Source organism: Odoribacter splanchnicus DSM 20712 (assembly GCF_000190535.1).
GTDB classification, from domain to species: domain Bacteria; phylum Bacteroidota; class Bacteroidia; order Bacteroidales; family Marinifilaceae; genus Odoribacter; species Odoribacter splanchnicus.
In genome coordinates, this window is record NC_015160.1 from 2687815 (window position 1) to 2706100 (window position 18286).

Genomic DNA, 18286 nt, shown 5'->3' on the forward strand with positions numbered 1-18286 from the left:
TTTAAATTTCCAATTTATTTTCAATTTAACACCGATTAAAATTGGTATTAAATTGGAGAATAATTGGAATTGAATTGGAGTTGATACATATTAACTACATGATAACTACCTATTTACTATATGGTAAAGAACTACCTTCCTCAGGCTTTTACCTGAAGCTGAAGGTAAAATGAATATTATTATTCAATCGTGGGCGACAAGATATTTAATTTTGTATCATTATTGTATTTGAAGTGAACCCAAAAAGTGAATACCTTACTCACTCCCGGCGAAGATGTGATTATTAAAGGACGTAACCTGCGCATCGAAGGCGATAAAGAAACGGCAAGAAAAACGTTCTCTAACATACTTTAACGAAGAAAAAACCGTTCCTTTGTAATAAAATCAGCCTGCATCCGTCTTACTAATGATGACAGAAAAAGAATTTAACCATATGATCCTGCCTCTGACCAAGAATATCTATGCCTATGCACAGCATATTCTCAGCAATCCGACAGATGCTGCAGACATCACTCAGGAGGTTATGATTAAACTCTGGAATACACGTAGAGAGCTGAAAGGAGTGCAAAATCCCCGGGCCTGGGCATTGAAGGTGACCCGCAACTTGTGCCTCGACTGGATAAAAAAACAAAAACCGGTGTACGGCGGGGAAGAGCTGGCACAAAACGAAGATTATACAAGCAATCCCTTGCAGGAAATCGAAACCAAGGACACCGTGAGCCTTCTCCGGCAAATCATCGACACTCTGCCGGAAAATCAACGGGAGGTGCTCATCCTGCGGGAAATAGAAGAACTGGAATTTGAAGAAATCGAACAGATCACAGGACTAACCGCCAACCACATCCGGGTGTTGCTCTCACGCGGACGGTCGAAGGTAAAAGAAATGATGCGAAATGAAAGATGACAGATAGAATATATGGAAGAAGTACTGAAACGATATTACAAAGGGGAGACAACTTTGGCAGAAGAGCGGGAGTTGAGGTCTGCCTGGCAACGGGGAGAACTCCCGGGAGAACCGATTTTGGGGCTTCGCGGTCCGATGGAAATACCGGAAGGCCTGAATGAAAAACTACAGCGGTATATCCGGCAAAAACGGCAACGCAAAATCAGACAGCTCTGGATTACGGCCGGGAGTATTGCAGCGATGGCCGTGCTGATCCTTTCATTCAGGGAGACCTTCACAACGACACCCCGTCCGGGTATACAACTGTCGGATAACCTGAAGAAAGAACGCTTCGAAAATGCACTGCGCGTCCTGGGAAATGCCCTGGAAGATGAAAAAACACCGGTACAAAGAGTGCTTTACGAAGATCATAACCTGATTATAGCGATAGAATAAAAAGTATAATTATAAAACAAGATAGCCATGAGAAGAATATTTATTATTTTGTCGATTGTATCTGTTTTGCCTTTCGCGGCAAATGCACAATTATCTAAGCTCATGTCCAAATACCATGAGAAAAACGGCGTGACGGTCACCCAGCTGGACAAAAGCCTTTACGGACTTTATCAACGGAATAATCTTCCGCCCGAGGCAAACGAACTCCTGCAAAAACTGGAAGAGGTGAATATTCTCAATCTGGATTTGAATCAGACCGATCCCTCCCTGAGCGAAAAAGCGATCGGCCAGTTCCGGGAAATACTGGATAAACCGGAAAAATACAAACTGATCAAAAGCCGGAACGACGAGTTCGGAAAGCAACTGATCTACACGCACAACAAAAACGGACAAGTGACCGACCTGGTGGTCTGGAACCAAAACCCACAACAGGTGGATATCATCGAACTCCGGGGAGACATTCAACTGGATAAAATCGCCCTGCTGTCGAGAGCGCTGAATCTGAAAGGCCTGAACTCCCTGGCTGCCTTGAGTTCCAATGCCGACACCTATGAGTCGTATAAACACTTTAACGATTTCCCGGATATGAATCCCGGAGCTATTTCACAGCATATCCGGCAGATGATGGAAAATCTGCACAATCACATGGGAAGCGGATCGTTATTCGGCGATTTTTTCGGCATGCCCGGTGATTCGACCACCACGAACAATATGCCCGGCGGTTTTCCATTCGGTCATTTCCTACCGGACGAATTTTTTAATCCGGGGGAGGGCATGACGGATGAAGATTTCGAAGAATTTTTCAAAAACGGCAATCACCGGCAAAAGGTTGAAAAATTTTTCCAATCGTTCGGCAACGGTACAGGTATGAGCAGTAACTCGGTACAAATCACGGAAGAAAACGGAAAAACAAAAATTAAAATCGACTCCCAGAATTCGGATATGACTTACATCATCGATGGGCAACAAGCCCCTAAAGACAACGTACAAATGCCGGATAAGATTTTGAATGTCAACATCATCCCATCGAAAGAAGATGTCAAAAAATCCTATTTATTCATCACGTCGAGAGATCGGTTAGGAGAATTTGTGAGCTTTCAGAATGGCGTACTCACTTTTAAATACAATAGCCAGGAATACAAATACAATCTCGAAAAAATGAAAGAACCTCTTCTGGTTATCGACGGACGCCTGGCCGACCGTTTCGATATCGATCCCAGTGAGATCCTGCAAATCCGTCCGATTAGCCCGATTGAAAAAGAGGTGGGGTATTACCCGAATGCAGAAGTGATTATCAATACGAAATAATCCCCCCTAAGGGAAGGATCGGTGAACCTTCGGTTCTGATTTATATTCATTTATCAGGACCGAAGGTTTTACTAATCAGCGATGGGGAAGACTGCACAACTCCGATTTATCGGCCGTTGTTTTTACTGTTAAAAGGCCGGTCACACCTGTTCATCCGCTTTTCCCGAAACGGCAGGAGTTTCTGCATCGCTCTGCAAGCGGAATTCGATCGGAAGCGTATAGAACACATCTACAGCCACGCCTCTCTGTTTGCCGGGAATCCAATCGGGTAATGCCTTGACAACTCTCAGGGCTTCCCGGTCCAGATCCTGATCTACACTTCTTACAACCTGAGGATCGGTCACTCTACCCGCTTTATCGATTACGAAAGAAACAATCACTTTACCCTGAATTCCTTTCTCCTGAGCCCGGACAGGATATTTGACCATCCGTGCCATATAAGCCAGCACATTTCCTTCTTTGAATACCGGCATTTCCTCGACAGCCGTGAAAATTTCTCCCTCCTTAGATGTTGCATTCTGGCCAGCTTTCGCATATCCGACAACTACCATTCCCTCGAGCTCTACCGGTTGCTTAGGTAAAACCACCTCTTTCAGATTAGCTTTATCCCCACAAATCACCTCTGCAGTCCGTTTGCCTACATATGAAAAATAAAGCGTATCTCCCTTCCCGGCCTGGATAGAGAATTCTCCATCCTGATCAGTGGAAGCCCCCAGTGAGGTCCCTTTGATAATGACCGTGGCCCCTTGCAGGGGATTACCTTGTTCGTCCACTACCCGGCCTTTGTATAAGGAAGTTTCCCCGCCGGCCTGTATCAGTGTATGGGAGGCCAGATCGGTTACGGCTCGTGCATTTCCAGCCAGAATCAATAAGCCGGTTACCGGAAGTAAAAAGGCATATTTCAACAAGCCGATTCTGGATGTTTTTTTCTTATTCATCATAATAATTCGTTTTTTTAATTGAGAAACATTGAAATTATTAACTATAGGTACTGCAGTCGATTGATGGGACAGGCGAAGCAAGTGATATTGATAATTTTTGCGGTTGTAACCGGAATTTACCACTTGCTCATCTGCTAAAAATTCCAGATTCTGCCTGATTTCTTTACGTAAAAGCCAGACAACCGGATTGAACCAGAAAAAGATACAAAGTATCTCCCCGAGTAACATATCCAATGAATGCCATTGGCGGACATGAGCAGACTCGTGTACGATAATCTCATGAAGTTCCCGCTCTTCGTAATGGGCCGGATTGACAAAAATCCAACCGAAGAAAGAGAAAGGAGCTGTAATCTTCGGCAAAGCAATGACCGGAACATGATGACAGCTCTGTTTTTTACCCTGATAAGCGAATCGACAGATACCAGCCAACTGGACCGCCATACGGAGTGTCAGCACAAGACTTCCCCCACTCCAAATCCAGATCAGGAACCGCTGCCAGGTGAAAAGCGATTGTTCTGCGGCAGGTTGCGGAGCCACAGGAGTAACCACCGCCAGCATTTCGGCATACCCGACAACCATCCCGGGCAAGGCATTACCTTGCTCCAACCAGGATGCCAACGAAATCAGGGGATATACAAAAGCCAGTATAACGATGGAAAAAAGAAATAAACGCCGGATTCTTAAAAAAGTATCCCTGGAAAACAACATCCGATATAAAAGATAGAATACCACTAAACCCGCATTTACCTGTAATATATAAATTTGAAAATCTTCCATAGCTCCTATTCTTTTTCAATTAAACGGATAATTTCTTCTAACTCTTTGGCCGAGATCTTCTGTTTCCGGGCAAAAAAAGTTACCATCTCTTTATATGAATTCTCGAAATAATTCTGTACGACGCCGGAAAGAAATTTCGTTTTGTATTCCCCTTCATCGATCGAAGGCGAATAAACATAGGTGTTCCCATAACGTTTGGCCTGTACATATCCTTTTTTCTCCAGATTTTTCACGATAGAAGCCACCGTCGTATAAGGCGGACGAGGCTCTTCCATGCAATTCAAAAAATCTTTAATCACTCCTTCTTTTACCTGCCAGATAATAAGCATGATTTCTTCTTCCTGAAAAGTCAATTTTTCCATAAGGCACATCAAACTACGATTTATTCGCAAATCTACGAAAATTTCGTAGATTTGCCAATGTTTGATAAAGAAAGTTTCAAAAAAATATATATCCGCAGGCTCCAGCAACCCGATATACTACTTTAAACGCCGAAGGAGTAGTTATGAACTCCCGTCCTCCCCCATTGGGGACGAAAGGTCCGTCCCGGAGTTCCAAAAAGAAAGAAAGTGCCTGAACCGATCAGACACTTTCTCCGAGTTGATTCAATTATCCCTAAAAATCTATTTTTAGAAATTCAATACTTTTACCCAACCGAATTTGTCCGGTTCGTCTCCGTATTGAATAGCTCTCAAACGGTTGTACAATTTGGTACACCATTCACCAGGAACATCGGGCTTACCGAAAACGATGCTCTTGTTGTTTTCGAGATCATCGATCTGTCCGATAGGACTGATGACAGCAGCCGTACCGCAAGCTCCGGCTTCTTCGAAAGTCTCGAGTTCTTCTACGGGAATAAGCCGGCGTTCTACTTTCAATCCCATGTCTTCGGCCAATACCATCAGGCTGGCGTTGGTGATAGAAGGCAGGATGGTGTGAGAGAACGGAGTGATATATGAACCGTTTTTAATACCGAAGAAATTGGCCGGGCCACATTCGTCGATGTATTTCTTCTCTTTGGAATCGAGGAAGATGGCGGTCGAATAGCCTTTCTGATGGGCTACTTCGCCGGATCTCATTCCTGCAGCGTAATTACCTCCTACTTTGATGTGTCCGGTGCCATTGGGAGCAGCACGGTCGTAACGGCGTTCGAGCATGACTTTGGTCGGTTTGAAACCGGCTTTGAAATAAGGTCCTACAGGAGCTACAAATACAACGAAAATATATTCTTTAGCCGGAGCAACTCCCATCTGCGGTCCGACACCGATCAACAAGGGACGGATATATAAGCTGGCCCCCGATTCGTAAGGCGGAACGTATTCTTTGTTCAACTCGATGGCTTTGACGACAGCTTCTTCGAACAGTTCGATCGAAGGAGCCTGCATCATTACGTATTCGGCAGAACTAAGCATACGTTTTGCATTTTCTTCACAACGGAAGAGACGGATTTTTCCATCTTTACCCCGGAAGGCTTTCATACCTTCGAATGCTTCCTGTCCGTAATGCAAACAGGTAGAAGCCATATGAATATTCAGCATTTCAGAGTCGCTGACTTCAGGAGCACTCCATTTGCCGTCCTTATAATAACAACGTACGTTGTAATCCGTCTTGGAATATCCAAAGGACAATTTACCCCAATCTAAATTTTTCATAGTAGTTAGTTTTTGATTATTTTATAATAGTCATCTCGTTGATCAGGTTCTTAGCTCCGGCATATTTATCTACAATCCAGAGGAAATAACGAGTGTCGAGATTGATACACCGTTGCAGATTTTCTTCAAAATCGATGTCTCCGGACATGGCTTCGGAGTTACCGTCGAAGGCAGTACCGATCAGATGTCCTTCGGCGTTGATGACACCGGAACCGCTGTTACCTCCGGTGATGTCGTTATCTGTGATGAAGTTGACACTCAACTTATCGGTCCCGTAAGGAGCGAAATCCTGCTGAGCATACAGTTCTTTCAGCCGGTCGGGTACTTCGAACTCCCCACCTTTGGGCCCTTCTTTTTCGATCACACCGGTAAGGGTGGTGTAGTAATCATAGAAAACAGCATCCCGCGGTTTGTAGCTACCTACTTTACCATAGGTCAGGCGAATCGTAGAATTGGCATTGGGAGCCCAGGCTTTATCGGGCTGCATTTCCATCAATCCCCTCACGAAAAGACGGTCTCCTTTGGAAATTTTTTCCTGCATTTCACCACTGTAGGCGGTCAGTTTGATCCAAATCTCATAGAAAGATTTACCGGCAATATATACCGGGTCTTTGGCCAATTGTTTACAATCGGGTTTGTCGAGAAATGCGTTGAAAGCAGCTTCGTCCATGAAGATGGATTTCTGCTGCAATCCGGCAGCGAACTTATCGTAATTGCCTTTGTATTTTTTGTTGACCAGATCGATAACTTCGGGGTAAAGATCGGGATCGACATTGTCGTTGTATATTTTAAACAATGCAGCGAATAATTTTGTATCGAGATCGGCATTATAGTCTTTGAAAAAAGCTTTAGCCATATCTTTCAAAGCTTCTTTAATCTCTGTTTTTTCTCCGGCGGGGATTTCTTTATCACAAAGATCTTCGATCATTCTTCCGCTACGGTAAGCGAACAAATGAGCTTCGGGTCCGGCCAGGGCTTCCTGCGCATAAGCCGTAGCTACGGAATATTCTTTAATATCTTCGTATCCCTGGCGAATCATCGGCAGCACTTCGCCGTAAGTGGCTTTGCGGGCCGGATCGGCATTTACCCAAGCGGTAAACTCTCTTTCGATGGCTTCTTTGTTGCCTTTGGTGTTCAGGTTTTTGAGCGCTTTATTCTGCTCGAAGGAATATTTCCAGTAGTTGGCACAACTGGCATATTTAGAAGCATATTGAATCCGGGTTTTCGGACTCTTAGCCATTTCTTCGCGCATAACCTCCAATTTTACCGTACGTACTTTGTAACGGATATCGTTGGTTACATCCATCGTATTCTGTAATCCGAAACTGGTGGTATAGCGGTCGGTAGTTCCGGGGAATCCCATAATCATGGCAAAATCACCGTCTTTCACGCCTTTTGCAGATACGGGCAGGTAATGTTTGGGTTTTAAGGGTACATTATCTTTGGAGTATTCGGCAGGGCTACCGTCAGGAGCGGTGTAAATACGGAACATAGAAAAGTCGGCAGTATGACGGGGCCACATCCAGTTATCGGTATCTCCACCGAATTTTCCCATGCTCTGAGGAGGGGCACCTACCAAACGTACGTCTTTGTAGATGGTGTAAAGGAACAGGAAGAATTGGTTTCCTTCGAACATCGGCTGAACCTGTCCGCTTAATTTCGTTCCAGCCACAGCTTCCTTCACAATCACTGCAGATATACTGTCGATGATAGCGCCGCGGTCCATTTCGCTCATATCGTCTTTTAAGAAAGGAGCGATACGGTCGGTTACGTCTTCCATCCGTTCCAGAATAGAAGCGGTCACGCCGGGATTGGTGAGCTCATCTTCCATTTTGTAAGCCCAGAAACCATCGGCCAGATAGTCGTGCTCGACAGAAGAATGAGATTGGATAGCACTGAAACCACAGTGATGATTGGTCAGCATCAACCCATTGGGAGAAATAATCTCTCCCGAACAAAAATGACGGAAAGGACGGCCGGCATTGCCTAAACCGACGATAGCATCTTTGATACCGGGTTTATTGACATCGTAGATATCTTCTGCAGTCAGTTTAAATCCCATCTGTTGCATTTTCTCAATGTTCAGTGGTTTTAATTTCGACAACAACCACATTCCTTCATCAGCCCTGACAATAGACACCGAAAGCAGAGCAAGAGCAATAATCAATAGTTTCTTCATGTGTTTTATTCTATAGTATTTGTTTTAAATTATAACTACCACACTATCCCAACTTAAATTTCTTAACGAAAAATAACCTTTTTCCTAAGTTATTATAACTTTCAAGCTAAGATAAGTGCAAATATATAATTAAATCCGTTCTTTATCTGATTTTCACTTTATTTTAACAGGAGAGAGGAAAAGAAAAAACCGGGACAGAAAAAAGAACAGGAAGAAAAGATTTGGAAGGCTGAAGGAGAAGAATATAGCAAAATACGATACCTTTGTGAGGTGAGAGATTTTGATTTTATATAATAACGAGATTATGGCCGATACAAGTAACAAAAAAAATATCAGAGAAGAATCTTTACGGGATTTAAGCGACTTTTTAACCGCACAAGGCGAGAAGGCTTTCCGTGCAAAACAGATCTGGCAATGGATCTGGCAAAGAGGGGTGACGGATTTCGCAGAGATGAGCAACTTATCGAAGGCTACCCGGGAATTATTAAGCCGGCATTATTTCTTCGATTCCCTCTTTCCGCAGCAGGTGCAGACAGCCAGCGACGGCACCGAAAAAACAGCCTGGCGGCTGACCGACGGCGAAATCGTCGAGAGCGTACTGATTCCCGGAAATCAAAAATTCACGGTCTGTGTATCTTCACAAGTGGGTTGTCAGCTGGGGTGCAAATTCTGTGCAACCGGTACCCTGGGTTTTAAACGTAATTTAACGGCCGGCGAAATTTTCGAACAGGTGGTCCGTGCACAGCAGGCAGCGGAAGCCCAGGGGCAACCATTGAGCAATATCGTTTTCATGGGAATGGGCGAACCTTTACTGAATTACGAGCAGGTCCTCAGAGCGATAGAACGGATTACGGCCCAGGACGGATTAGCCATGTCACCCTACCGGATTACGGTATCTACAGCCGGTATCCCGGAAAAAATCAGGCAATTGGCAGACGATGGAGTGCGTTTTAATCTGGCGCTTTCGCTACATGCAGCGAAAGAAACCACCCGCACTTTCCTTATGCCGGTGAATAAAGCCTATCCTTTGAGTGAGATTGCAGGAAGCCTGAAATATTTCGTCGAAAAAACAGGAACCCGTCCGACTTTCGAGTATTTGCTTCTGAAAGATATCAACGACAGCCTCGAAGATGCAAAAGCTTTGGCCCTCTATTGCCGCCAATTCCCGATCAAGATCAATATCATCGAATACAACAATGTGGAAGGTTCTGGTTTTCACCACAGTCCGGACAAAAACCGGGATGCCTTCATCCGGTTTCTGGAAGGATGTAACATGGTGGTCAACGTACGCCGCAGCAAAGGGAAAGACATCGACGCCGCCTGCGGACAGTTGGCGGGGAAACAAGAAAGCAATTTGTAAAATCCATAAAGTCTTCCGGACCCTGCGAATCCTTTTTTAAGGCCACCGGTCAGGAGCGGAACATGGTATCATAAACCGAATTAAAGCGTACCGTTTACATAGTTACAACGCTTTCAAAAACTATGTCTAAACCGTCGTAACCAAAAAACGGTAGAATTATTCGGTACTTATTCGTCTCCGGTGATCGGAATTGGTGACCCGGTCGCTTCTGTCGGTCGTCTAACTTTTTCTATCACTGACCGGCGGAACTCCTCACTACGCTCGTCAGACACCACCGGTCGGGCGTTCAGAAAAAGCAAGACGACACTCGCCAGAGCTCCAATGGTCGCCAATCCCGATCACCTCCGACTTACGTTATCACTGAATTGCAGATTAGTCTTGATTTAAGAAAGATTATTCTCCCTGGAAATAAGCCGGACGGTCCGTCTTCCTGCTGCTGCAAATTTCTGGTTGTATTTTCTTTGCCGGTTAGCTCTGCCGTGAGATGGAGGGTTTTATACCGGAAGACCATTGGAGCGGGAACGAGGATCCGGTTAGGGTTTCCGAACGCCCGACCGGTGGTGTCTGACGAGCTTGCGAGGAGTTCCGCCGGTCAGTGAAGGAAAGCCTTAACGGACCGGTCCAGGCGAACCGGTCTTCCGGTATAAAAACCGAAATCGGAATAGAAAGAAAAAATTATACTTACGTTCTTATGATGAATTTATACCTTTTATAAAATGCCTTGGTCCATTATCGCGCGGGCTACTTTGATAAAACCGGCCACGTTAGCTCCTTTGACATAGTTGACGTAACCATCGGGCTGGGTACCGTATTTCACACACTGCGCATGGATAGACTGCATGATCTCCTTTAGTTTCTGATCGACTTCTTCGCGTGTCCAGCTGATTTTCTGTGCATTCTGACACATCTCGAGACCCGAAGTGGCCACTCCGCCGGCGTTGGCGGCTTTACCGGGAACATACAACAATTTATTTTCGAGAAAGACCTGAATCGCTTCGGGTGTAGAGGGCATGTTCGCCCCTTCGGACACCGCCACACAACCGTTGGCAACTAAAGTACGGGCTTCGTCACCGTTCAGTTCATTCTGAGTGGCACTGGGCATAGCGATATCACATTTCTCCCCCCACGGCCGACCTCCGGCCACGTATTTACAACCGTACTTATCGGCATATTCCTTCACCCTTCCCCGGTAGAACAATTTTAACTCCATCATATATTCCAACTTTCCAGCACCGATCCCTTCGGGATCGTAAATATAACCGCTGCTATCCGACAGAGTCACCACCTTTGCGCCGAGCTCGTTCAGTTTCTGTACCGTGTAAAGGGCCACATTTCCCGCCCCCGAGACGGCTACGGTCTTGCCCTTCAGCTCTATATTCCGGGTCTTCAGCATCTCCAACAGGAAATATACATTCCCATAACCGGTAGCTTCGGGACGGATCAGAGAACCACCGGATTCCAGGCCTTTGCCCGTAAAAGTTCCGCTATTTTCCCTCGCCAGTTTTTTATACATTCCGTACATATAATTAACCTCCCGGCCACCGACACCGATATCCCCTGCCGGAATATCCGTACCGGGTCCGATATTGCGCCATAACTCCAAAATATAGGCCTGACAAAAACGCATAATCTCGGCATTCGATTTTCCTTTCGGATTAAAATCCGAACCACCTTTAGCCCCTCCCATCGGTAAAGTAGTCAGTGAATTTTTAAAGGTCTGCTCGAAAGCCAGGAATTTTAAAATAGATAAATTCACGGAGGAATGGAAACGGATTCCTCCTTTGTAAGGACCTATAGCATTGTTGTGCTGGATGCGGTAGCCCATGTTGGTATGCACATTTCCCTGATCATCTGTCCAGGTCACCCGAAACGAGAAAATCCGATCGGGAATACAGAGCCGCTCGATCAAATTGCTTTTTTCAAACTCGATATTCCGATTATAGGTATCTTCGATGGTATTCAATACCTCTTCTACTGCCTGGTGGTATTCCGGTTCGTTGGGAAACCGCCTTTTCAATTCTGTCAAAACGTCTTTTGCTTTCATAAGATATAGGTTAAATCAGAAGCCCGCCCGAAGGCGGGTTTCATGGGTCAGTTGTATATAAATTGTCAGTAGTGTGTGTTTCGTTTGTACGAACAAAGGTAGCGCATAATATCAAAAATAATTCATTTTGTTAAATTTCAAACACGAAAGGAAGATTTGTGTAATTTCGGGAAAGTGAAAACGTTAACGCCCTCATTCTTTCACAGAAAAACAGCTTCATCATCAAAGCCGCTCCAGGGCGACCGCACCAAAATTCCTCTAAAAAGTTTATCATTGCAAAATGAATACCTCTAATTATTTTTCAGAAGTGACAGATCCTCGTGTAACAGGTCGCTGTCTACCTTTGTTGTCAGATATATTAATGATAGGTTTGTGTACTTATCTGACAGGCGGAACAGATTATGAAGATATGCGTCTGTTTGCTTTAGAGCGTGGAGAAATGTTGAATGATTTGCTTTCTCTACCAAACGGTGTACCATCGGAAGATACGTTTGAGCGTGTATTCCAGCGTATTGAACCATCAGAATTGGAACATTGTCTTCGCAGTTATGGTAAATCACTCCTGTCTGATTTATCAGAAAAGCAGATTGTTATAGATGGAAAGAAACAAGGTGGGACATCTCCGACTTCCACAGGAAATAAAGGTCTGTATATCCTGAATGCTTGGGTAAGCGAGAATAGGTTCTGTATCTCTCAAGGAAAGGTAGAAGACCAGTCTAATGAGATAACAGCCATCCCTGCTGTCTTGTCGGAGATTGACATTGAAGAGGCGATTGTCTCCATAGATGCCATGGGGACACAGCGAGAGATCGTTGACTTAATACTTGATAAGAAAGGCCATTATTTGTTGTCGGTAAAGGGCAATCAGAAATCTCTGTATGAAGATATTGAATGTGCATTTAAAGTAAACGGCGGCCTTGATAAAGATACGAGCGTAGATAAAGATCATGGAAGGATAGAGGTCAGGAAGTGCTGCATTCTTCCTGCAAGGGAATATCTGCTTGCGGAAACTATTCGATCCTGGAGGGGACCGGGCACGATTATAAAAATAGAGTCAAGTCGGGAAATAAACGGGAAGACAACCAATGAAACCAGATATTATATCAGTGATGAGATCGGATTAAGCGCGTCTTACTTTCAAAAGCTGATAAGGGGACACCGGAGCATTGAAAACCAACTTCATTGGCACCTGGATGTTACTTTTAAAGAGGATAATTGCAGGGCAAGGAAAGGATACTCCTCGCAAAACTTGTCAGTGCTTAGAAAAGTAGCTTTACATATCGTATCAGAACAAAAAGACAAACTGAGTCTAAAAAGAAGACTTTACAAAGCAGCCTTGGATATTAACTATTTAAGAAAAATTATTGGGATACTAATCTGATTTTCTAAATCATAAAAAGAGGCCTCTTTATGGAAAGAGACCTCTTATAAGATCTCACGAATCATAGTCAAGAGACTTTGGTTTGCAAAATCTTCACGTAAAAAATCCAGTCGTTAAGGTTCTATTTTCATATGTTAAGACTTTTCTATCTGCAAGATTACCTTTATTCCCCAATTACACAACTTTTTTTGAAATATTTTAATGATTTATGCCACAAAACATATTTTAACAGAAATTTTGGTGCGGTTGCCCTGGCACGGAACAGGAAGACGGAAATCCTTTGGATTTTCTTTGGAATACATACGGCTAATGCCGTACTGATGATAGATAAGGTCAGGAACAGAGCGGTGAAATCAGCATGATATGATTTTAACGAAAAAATCAGAAGAGGTCGTCAGACTTCTTCCGGAACGTCATGTCCTGCCTATAAGAGTATATGGGAAAACACAGAAAAATGACAATAAAAATGGCATATGAAGTGATTATACTGGGGCATCTTCATATGCCATTGTATTTTTTAGGGACATTTACTGAATATCCCTTATTACAACAACCGCTACTGATTGACTATCGGCTCAAATTAATTACCCTTCCAACATGGCTCAGTTTCTTGCCGGTTACATGGTAGTTACATAATCTATATCAGGTGTGATACTGCTATGCCTGTAAGGATAGCAATAGTGAAACTTGCAAGAGTTCCTATAAGGACATACTCCGTCGTACGAATCTCCTTGGCCTTGTTTAACTCTCCAAAACGGAATACTGACTTTGCCGCAAGCAGGAATCCGACGCCTTCTATACTACCAATGAGTACAAAAGTCAGTATCAACACTCTCTCGATGTAGCCAATCCATTGTCCGGCATTTGGCAGACTTTGTGTGTTTGACGATGTCGGAGTCCATTTATCCAGAAACAAACTCAATAGGATGGATGAAGGCTTAAGCATAAGAATGTATGCCATACCGATAATCCAAACATTTGTCGAACAGACACTTCCCATGAATGACAGCTCATTCTCTTTGCCATAAAGGAGAAACCACAGCACTGCAATTACCATAATATGACAGAACTGGTCTACAAGGAATGTGCAGAGAGAGTTCACTTTCATCTTGCATTTTACGAAATCTATCATGAAATGGGTAACAAAGATAACCGCAGGGATTATCCAACAAGTCCACTCTGCGACAAACAGATATGCTACACCTGCATGAATGGTACTGTGAAGCAACTGGAAAGCAATGCCTTTTATGCCTGGCTTTAGCTTGCCACCATTGATGAGGAGTGTTTCCATATCACAGTTGGTTATATTTTACGATGAGTGTTTTGTAATATTCTAGGTAGTCCAAGATGAGTTGCACTTTTGCAGATGTCCAATGAGAATTGAAGTTCTGTTTTGAGAGTCCTAACTCTACTGCCATATCTTTCTGCGTCTTGGGAGACATCAGGGAATGATACACCACATTGGCCTGTTTTGCTGTCCATGAAGAAACAACTTCATCGGCAAAACGAGTGACAAGTTCTATCGACTTGTTGAAATCGCACCATGGTGTTGAAATCGTCAGCCTTTTCTTTCCCATGGTGTCCAAAGTCCTACCTGACAGTCTGAATGCTTCTCCATCGCTTGTGACAATATTATCACTTTCAAAGGAAACGTCACCTATTCCGACCGAAACCCTGGCATCCCACATCTCCTTCTTTTCTGGAGTCGAAGCCCGAAGCTTTGCTCGAAATGCCACTGCTACTGTAAGCGCATATTCAGGATTGCCGACAACAACCTGAAAGCTGTCGCCTCTATACATCTCTATATTTATAGGAGTCAGAGGCGAGAAGTCGGCAGCACACTTATACAAAGCACCAACGACTGCCTGACGCCATTCGGCTGCTATATTGGTAGAGTTAACTAAATCTCCTGTTATTACACCTTTTATCATAGACATTGATTGTTTTGACGATACAAAGATAATACTTTTCCCCAAAAGCAGTCAAGCGATTTTATTTGATTTCCTTAAATCAAGTATATTTATTTGACTCCATAGAATCTATCGATTTTATTTGATTTGAGCAGATAATTGCATACAAATATAATTTCAGAGCGTTTCTTTTGCAAGTAGTCATATCCCATTACAACAACCGCTGCTGATTGACTATCAGCTCAAATTAATTACCCTTCCAACATGGCTCAGTTTTTTGCCGGTTACATGCTTTATGCCCATTTATGGTGTATTTTTCCATTTGTGCATCAAAAACTTTGCAGAAGTCAACCGCAATACAGAAAATTTCAGTAACTTTGTTCTCGGTAGTCATAGTGATTACCAATTTTTTAGGCACTTATATTTCATTGAACTCACGTTAAATTATTTATTGTATATATAGTCTTGGATACTTGTTTAGATCTTATTGCTCTTCAATATACTTGCATGATTGTAATGGGCGTGCTTGCATTTTTTGTTTTTGTGTCGCGCTACTATGTAACTTGCCGTAACAGGCTATTTGAACAGTCGCGTGGGATGATTGTTGCGGCATTACTGTTGTTTATCGTACACTTTATGTGTCAGATGCTTTTGGGTTGGCGACAACGTGGGGACGATGTAGGTATTCTGTTTAATCTGCTGTTTTATTTGCCTTCGGCTCTTCTGTTGTCGTGGTCGCAGCTTAATATTCTGCGCGCCGGGCATGGACGTTGGAGTTTTATGCGCTATGGCGTTGTAGGGTATACTCTTATGGTATTGTGCATAGTCGCAGGTGTTATCTCAAATGGCAGTCTGCATATCGGTACTATGCTATATGTAGCTGATGCCATTCATTTCTTTACTTTGTTCTATTATATATGGGTACCGCTTAAGGAGCTTGGTAATGTTCAACGTCGGCTCGACAGTGAACTTGGTAATCCTGCAGACACTTACCTGAGCACTATGCGCATTGGACTTTTTGTGGTGTGTGCTTTTACAGTAATTTCACCTCTTTATATATTGTCGCGGCCGTTACTCTTTGTCTTTGGGCCTTTGGGACTGATTTCGCTTTCGCTGTTCATAGTCAGTTTTACGGCGCTTGGATTCAGTATGTCCGAGGGGGTGACTGAGATTGTAGCCGAGACTAACAAGGAGGTTGCTGCTGCTAAAGTCTTTAGTGAGATTGTGCCTGAGCGTATTGCCGAAATAGATATGGCAGTAACCAAATGGCGAAGCGAGGGTGGTTTTAGGGATAGCGACTTGACATTATCCTCGTTTGCTCGTCGTATAATGGTTAATCGCACCGATGTAGCTTCATATCTGACTTCCATATATGGTAAGAGTTTCCGTACATGGCTTTCAGGTATTCGCGTGGAGGAGGCAAAGGCACTCATGGCAGCACACCCCGAATATAGTAACGAGGTTGTTTCTATGGAGTGCGGTTTCTCGTCGCGTGTGTATTTTCAGCGTCTGTTCAAGGAAAGGACAGGTTTGACTCCAGCCGAGTGGCGTCGTCAGTACTAATGTGTTGGTTATGTGTGTGTGTTTACTACTGAATGTAAGATGTAACTTTTGTGTAAAAGTTACGTCTCTTTCCTACAAGAGTGACACATAAGTGATGTTTTTGAAGTTTTTAACGGTTGATGTTTCTGTATCTTTGCATCTGGAAATTCAAACATAAACTCTCATATTTCAAATCACTATGCAAAAAATCTATCTTTATTTAATGGCGTGTGCCATGGGTGCTATGTCTTTGGCTTCGTGTTCCGAAGAATCTTCTACTCCCGATGCTGATGGTGGTGGCGATGGCACTATCGAAGTCCCTTTAGCTCAAGTCGCAAAACCCAAACCTAACCCTTGGCTTGCACAGGAAGAGTATAGTATTACGCACTTCAATTCGGCTCAGACCGATGCCTTCTCGTATGCAGTCAAGGATGGAACTTTCAATATAGACCTCGCCAAGTGTCAGATGACATGGAGCGGTCCCGTGAATTTGATGACTCTTGCTTCGACTTCACCAAATTATATGTGGGGCATGAGTAGCGACCGCGTCTCGTATCTTGATATCAGCGACGGCAAACTTGAAAGGGTTGCCGAGGCTGGCTTGCCAGGAATTACAATGAAGACTCAGGAGCAACTCACAAGTATGACTGCAGAGCATGCTACTTACGACGAACTTTCCAAGACGGTTACCGATATACTCGGTCCCATGCCACAAATGTCTATGGCCAACGGTAACTATGTACTCTGCGACAAGGATAACTATGCTTACACCAATGCAGGTCAGGTAATGGCACGCTATCGCCTTGCCAATCCTAACAATCCCAAGGATGGTATCGTGCTGGATCATCAAATCAGACTTACCAACTTTACCTTCAACTCTTTTACCCTCGTAGGTGCTACTATGACCTATGACGGCCACCTCATTGTGGCAGCACAGAACGGAATTCTCGTACTGAATCGTGCTCTTACCACAATCGAGGATTCATACGCACTTCCATCAGACCAGGTTCTCACCAACTCTATCAGTATCGACGAGAATGGCGGCGTTTACGTAGCAAGTAACAGTCGCGAACCAGGCGGCAAAGGCCTTATGCAGAAACTTATCTGCAAGGACGGCAAAATCTCTACCTCTCAGGCAGATGGTGCATGGCAAGCCTATTACGACGGTGGCCCGATGGCTCCATGTATCAAACTCGGGTACGGGACAGGTTCAACCCCCACACTTATGGGCTTTGGCCAGGACGAGGACAAACTCGTAGTTATTACCGATGGCTCCAAGCGTATGAAACTGGTAGCATTCTGGCGTGACGAAATCCCCTCAGACGCACAGCAAGTGGCAGGGTACGACAAACGTATAGCCGGAGTGCATGAGGTTACATGCGGCCAGCCTGCATCAACAGAGTGGATACAGTCCGAGCAGTCAGTTGTAGTGGGTGGCTATGATGCCTTTGTGGTAAACAACATCAATGTTACTGCTCAGGAAATAAACGACAAGATTGTTGGTGTGCTTGCTATTGGTCCTATTGTCAAAGGCCCTCAAGGTGCCGAGTGTGTACGTTGGAATACAAAGGAGAACAAGTGGGAGAATAAGTGGGCGTGCAGCGATGTAAGTTCAGTAAGTATGATTCCTGCCGTAAGCACCAAGTCCGAGATGGTATTCGTATGTGGCTGGAACGATGCTTCGGGCTGGGAAGTTACAGGACTTGACTGGAAGAGTGGTGCCACACGTCATCGCAGCATATTGGGCAAGAGCAATCGGGCCAATGGAGCCTATGCCATCATTCAGTATCTTGCTAACGGCGACCTTTTATTCAACTCTGTTGCCGGACCAATCCGCGTAAAATATTGAGATA

14 protein-coding genes and 1 pseudogene are annotated in these 18286 nt (G+C 44.2%); 7 read left to right on the forward strand and 8 right to left on the reverse strand.

Going from position 1 to position 18286, the window contains the following annotated elements; translation table 11 throughout:
* Nucleotides 1–406 precede the first annotated feature (406 nt).
* From ODOSP_RS11290 to ODOSP_RS11300, 3 genes are read left to right on the forward strand one after another with little or no spacing between them, the layout of a single operon-like run.
* Nucleotides 407–904, forward strand: a complete 498-nt coding sequence (locus ODOSP_RS11290) for an RNA polymerase sigma factor (protein ID WP_228026157.1) — start codon at nucleotides 407–409, stop codon at nucleotides 902–904.
* A gap of 12 nt (nucleotides 905–916) precedes the next feature.
* On the forward strand, nucleotides 917–1339 hold the full coding sequence (locus ODOSP_RS11295; RefSeq protein ID WP_013612433.1) for a hypothetical protein: 423 nt from the start codon (nucleotides 917–919) through the stop codon (nucleotides 1337–1339).
* 27 nt (nucleotides 1340–1366) lie between these two features.
* On the forward strand, nucleotides 1367–2647 hold the full coding sequence (locus ODOSP_RS11300) for a DUF4252 domain-containing protein (protein WP_013612434.1): 1281 nt from the start codon (nucleotides 1367–1369) through the stop codon (nucleotides 2645–2647).
* Nucleotides 2648–2787: 140 nt separating this feature from the next.
* Here the strand turns inward: ODOSP_RS11300 and ODOSP_RS11305 are convergent, their stop codons facing one another.
* The 4 genes from ODOSP_RS11305 to ODOSP_RS11320 form a co-directional block, all read right to left on the reverse strand.
* Nucleotides 2788–4365: a M56 family metallopeptidase gene (locus tag ODOSP_RS11305; protein WP_013612435.1), complete on the reverse strand. Its 1578-nt coding sequence runs from the start codon at nucleotides 4363–4365 to the stop codon at nucleotides 2788–2790.
* Nucleotides 4366–4370: 5 nt separating this feature from the next.
* Complete coding sequence (locus tag ODOSP_RS11310; RefSeq protein ID WP_041557342.1) at nucleotides 4371–4727, reverse strand: BlaI/MecI/CopY family transcriptional regulator; 357 nt, start codon at nucleotides 4725–4727, stop codon at nucleotides 4371–4373.
* 267 nt (nucleotides 4728–4994) lie between these two features.
* The gene (locus ODOSP_RS11315) at nucleotides 4995–6017 is read right to left on the reverse strand and encodes a branched-chain amino acid aminotransferase (protein ID WP_013612437.1); all 1023 of its coding nucleotides are present in this window, start codon (nucleotides 6015–6017) and stop codon (nucleotides 4995–4997) included.
* A gap of 16 nt (nucleotides 6018–6033) precedes the next feature.
* Nucleotides 6034–8196 carry a S46 family peptidase gene (locus ODOSP_RS11320; protein WP_013612438.1) on the reverse strand — a complete coding sequence of 721 codons (2163 nt, stop codon included), beginning with the start codon at nucleotides 8194–8196 and terminating at the stop codon, nucleotides 6034–6036.
* 304 nt (nucleotides 8197–8500) lie between these two features.
* Here ODOSP_RS11320 and rlmN point away from each other — a divergent pair, with 304 nt between their 5' ends.
* The gene (rlmN, locus tag ODOSP_RS11325; protein ID WP_013612439.1) at nucleotides 8501–9556 is read left to right on the forward strand and encodes a 23S rRNA (adenine(2503)-C(2))-methyltransferase RlmN; all 1056 of its coding nucleotides are present in this window, start codon (nucleotides 8501–8503) and stop codon (nucleotides 9554–9556) included.
* A gap of 709 nt (nucleotides 9557–10265) precedes the next feature.
* Here rlmN and ODOSP_RS11330 read toward each other — a convergent pair.
* Nucleotides 10266–11600: an NADP-specific glutamate dehydrogenase gene (locus ODOSP_RS11330; protein WP_013612440.1), complete on the reverse strand. Its 1335-nt coding sequence runs from the start codon at nucleotides 11598–11600 to the stop codon at nucleotides 10266–10268.
* 280 nt (nucleotides 11601–11880) lie between these two features.
* Here ODOSP_RS11330 and ODOSP_RS11335 point away from each other — a divergent pair, with 280 nt between their 5' ends.
* Complete coding sequence (locus tag ODOSP_RS11335) at nucleotides 11881–12981, forward strand: ISAs1 family transposase (RefSeq protein WP_013612441.1); 1101 nt, start codon at nucleotides 11881–11883, stop codon at nucleotides 12979–12981.
* A gap of 637 nt (nucleotides 12982–13618) precedes the next feature.
* On the opposite strand, the gene ODOSP_RS11345 is transcribed toward ODOSP_RS11335, so the two are convergent.
* From ODOSP_RS11345 to ODOSP_RS20580, 3 genes and pseudogenes are all read right to left on the reverse strand, one after another.
* Nucleotides 13619–14272, reverse strand: coding sequence for a DUF3307 domain-containing protein (locus ODOSP_RS11345; protein ID WP_013612444.1), 654 nt, complete (start codon nucleotides 14270–14272; stop codon nucleotides 13619–13621).
* A gap of 1 nt (nucleotide 14273) precedes the next feature.
* Nucleotides 14274–14912, reverse strand: a complete 639-nt coding sequence (locus ODOSP_RS11350) for a hypothetical protein (protein ID WP_041557345.1) — start codon at nucleotides 14910–14912, stop codon at nucleotides 14274–14276.
* A gap of 274 nt (nucleotides 14913–15186) precedes the next feature.
* A pseudogene (locus ODOSP_RS20580) lies at nucleotides 15187–15285 on the reverse strand (IS982 family transposase); the annotation flags it as partial.
* A gap of 113 nt (nucleotides 15286–15398) precedes the next feature.
* Between ODOSP_RS20580 and ODOSP_RS11355 the strand changes: the two are divergent.
* Both ODOSP_RS11355 and ODOSP_RS11360 read left to right on the forward strand, forming a co-directional pair.
* Nucleotides 15399–16454, forward strand: coding sequence for a helix-turn-helix domain-containing protein (locus ODOSP_RS11355; RefSeq protein WP_228026156.1), 1056 nt, complete (start codon nucleotides 15399–15401; stop codon nucleotides 16452–16454).
* Between the two features lie 178 nt (nucleotides 16455–16632).
* The gene (locus ODOSP_RS11360) at nucleotides 16633–18282 is read left to right on the forward strand and encodes a hypothetical protein (RefSeq protein ID WP_041556734.1); all 1650 of its coding nucleotides are present in this window, start codon (nucleotides 16633–16635) and stop codon (nucleotides 18280–18282) included.
* Nucleotides 18283–18286 lie beyond the last annotated feature (4 nt).

Coding starts and splice junctions, on each gene's coding strand:
- ODOSP_RS11290 (WP_228026157.1), top strand. CDS start 407: ATGATGACAGAAAAAGAATTTAACCATATGATCCTGCCTCTGACCAAG.
- ODOSP_RS11295 (WP_013612433.1), top strand. CDS start 917: ATGGAAGAAGTACTGAAACGATATTACAAAGGGGAGACAACTTTGGCA.
- ODOSP_RS11300 (WP_013612434.1), top strand. CDS start 1,367: ATGAGAAGAATATTTATTATTTTGTCGATTGTATCTGTTTTGCCTTTC.
- ODOSP_RS11305 (WP_013612435.1), bottom strand. CDS start 4,365: ATGGAAGATTTTCAAATTTATATATTACAGGTAAATGCGGGTTTAGTG.
- ODOSP_RS11310 (WP_041557342.1), bottom strand. CDS start 4,727: ATGGAAAAATTGACTTTTCAGGAAGAAGAAATCATGCTTATTATCTGG.
- ODOSP_RS11315 (WP_013612437.1), bottom strand. CDS start 6,017: ATGAAAAATTTAGATTGGGGTAAATTGTCCTTTGGATATTCCAAGACG.
- ODOSP_RS11320 (WP_013612438.1), bottom strand. CDS start 8,196: ATGAAGAAACTATTGATTATTGCTCTTGCTCTGCTTTCGGTGTCTATT.
- rlmN (WP_013612439.1), top strand. CDS start 8,501: ATGGCCGATACAAGTAACAAAAAAAATATCAGAGAAGAATCTTTACGG.
- ODOSP_RS11330 (WP_013612440.1), bottom strand. CDS start 11,600: ATGAAAGCAAAAGACGTTTTGACAGAATTGAAAAGGCGGTTTCCCAAC.
- ODOSP_RS11335 (WP_013612441.1), top strand. CDS start 11,881: ATGAATACCTCTAATTATTTTTCAGAAGTGACAGATCCTCGTGTAACA.
- ODOSP_RS11345 (WP_013612444.1), bottom strand. CDS start 14,272: ATGGAAACACTCCTCATCAATGGTGGCAAGCTAAAGCCAGGCATAAAA.
- ODOSP_RS11350 (WP_041557345.1), bottom strand. CDS start 14,912: ATGATAAAAGGTGTAATAACAGGAGATTTAGTTAACTCTACCAATATA.
- ODOSP_RS11355 (WP_228026156.1), top strand. CDS start 15,399: ATGATTGTAATGGGCGTGCTTGCATTTTTTGTTTTTGTGTCGCGCTAC.
- ODOSP_RS11360 (WP_041556734.1), top strand. CDS start 16,633: ATGCAAAAAATCTATCTTTATTTAATGGCGTGTGCCATGGGTGCTATG.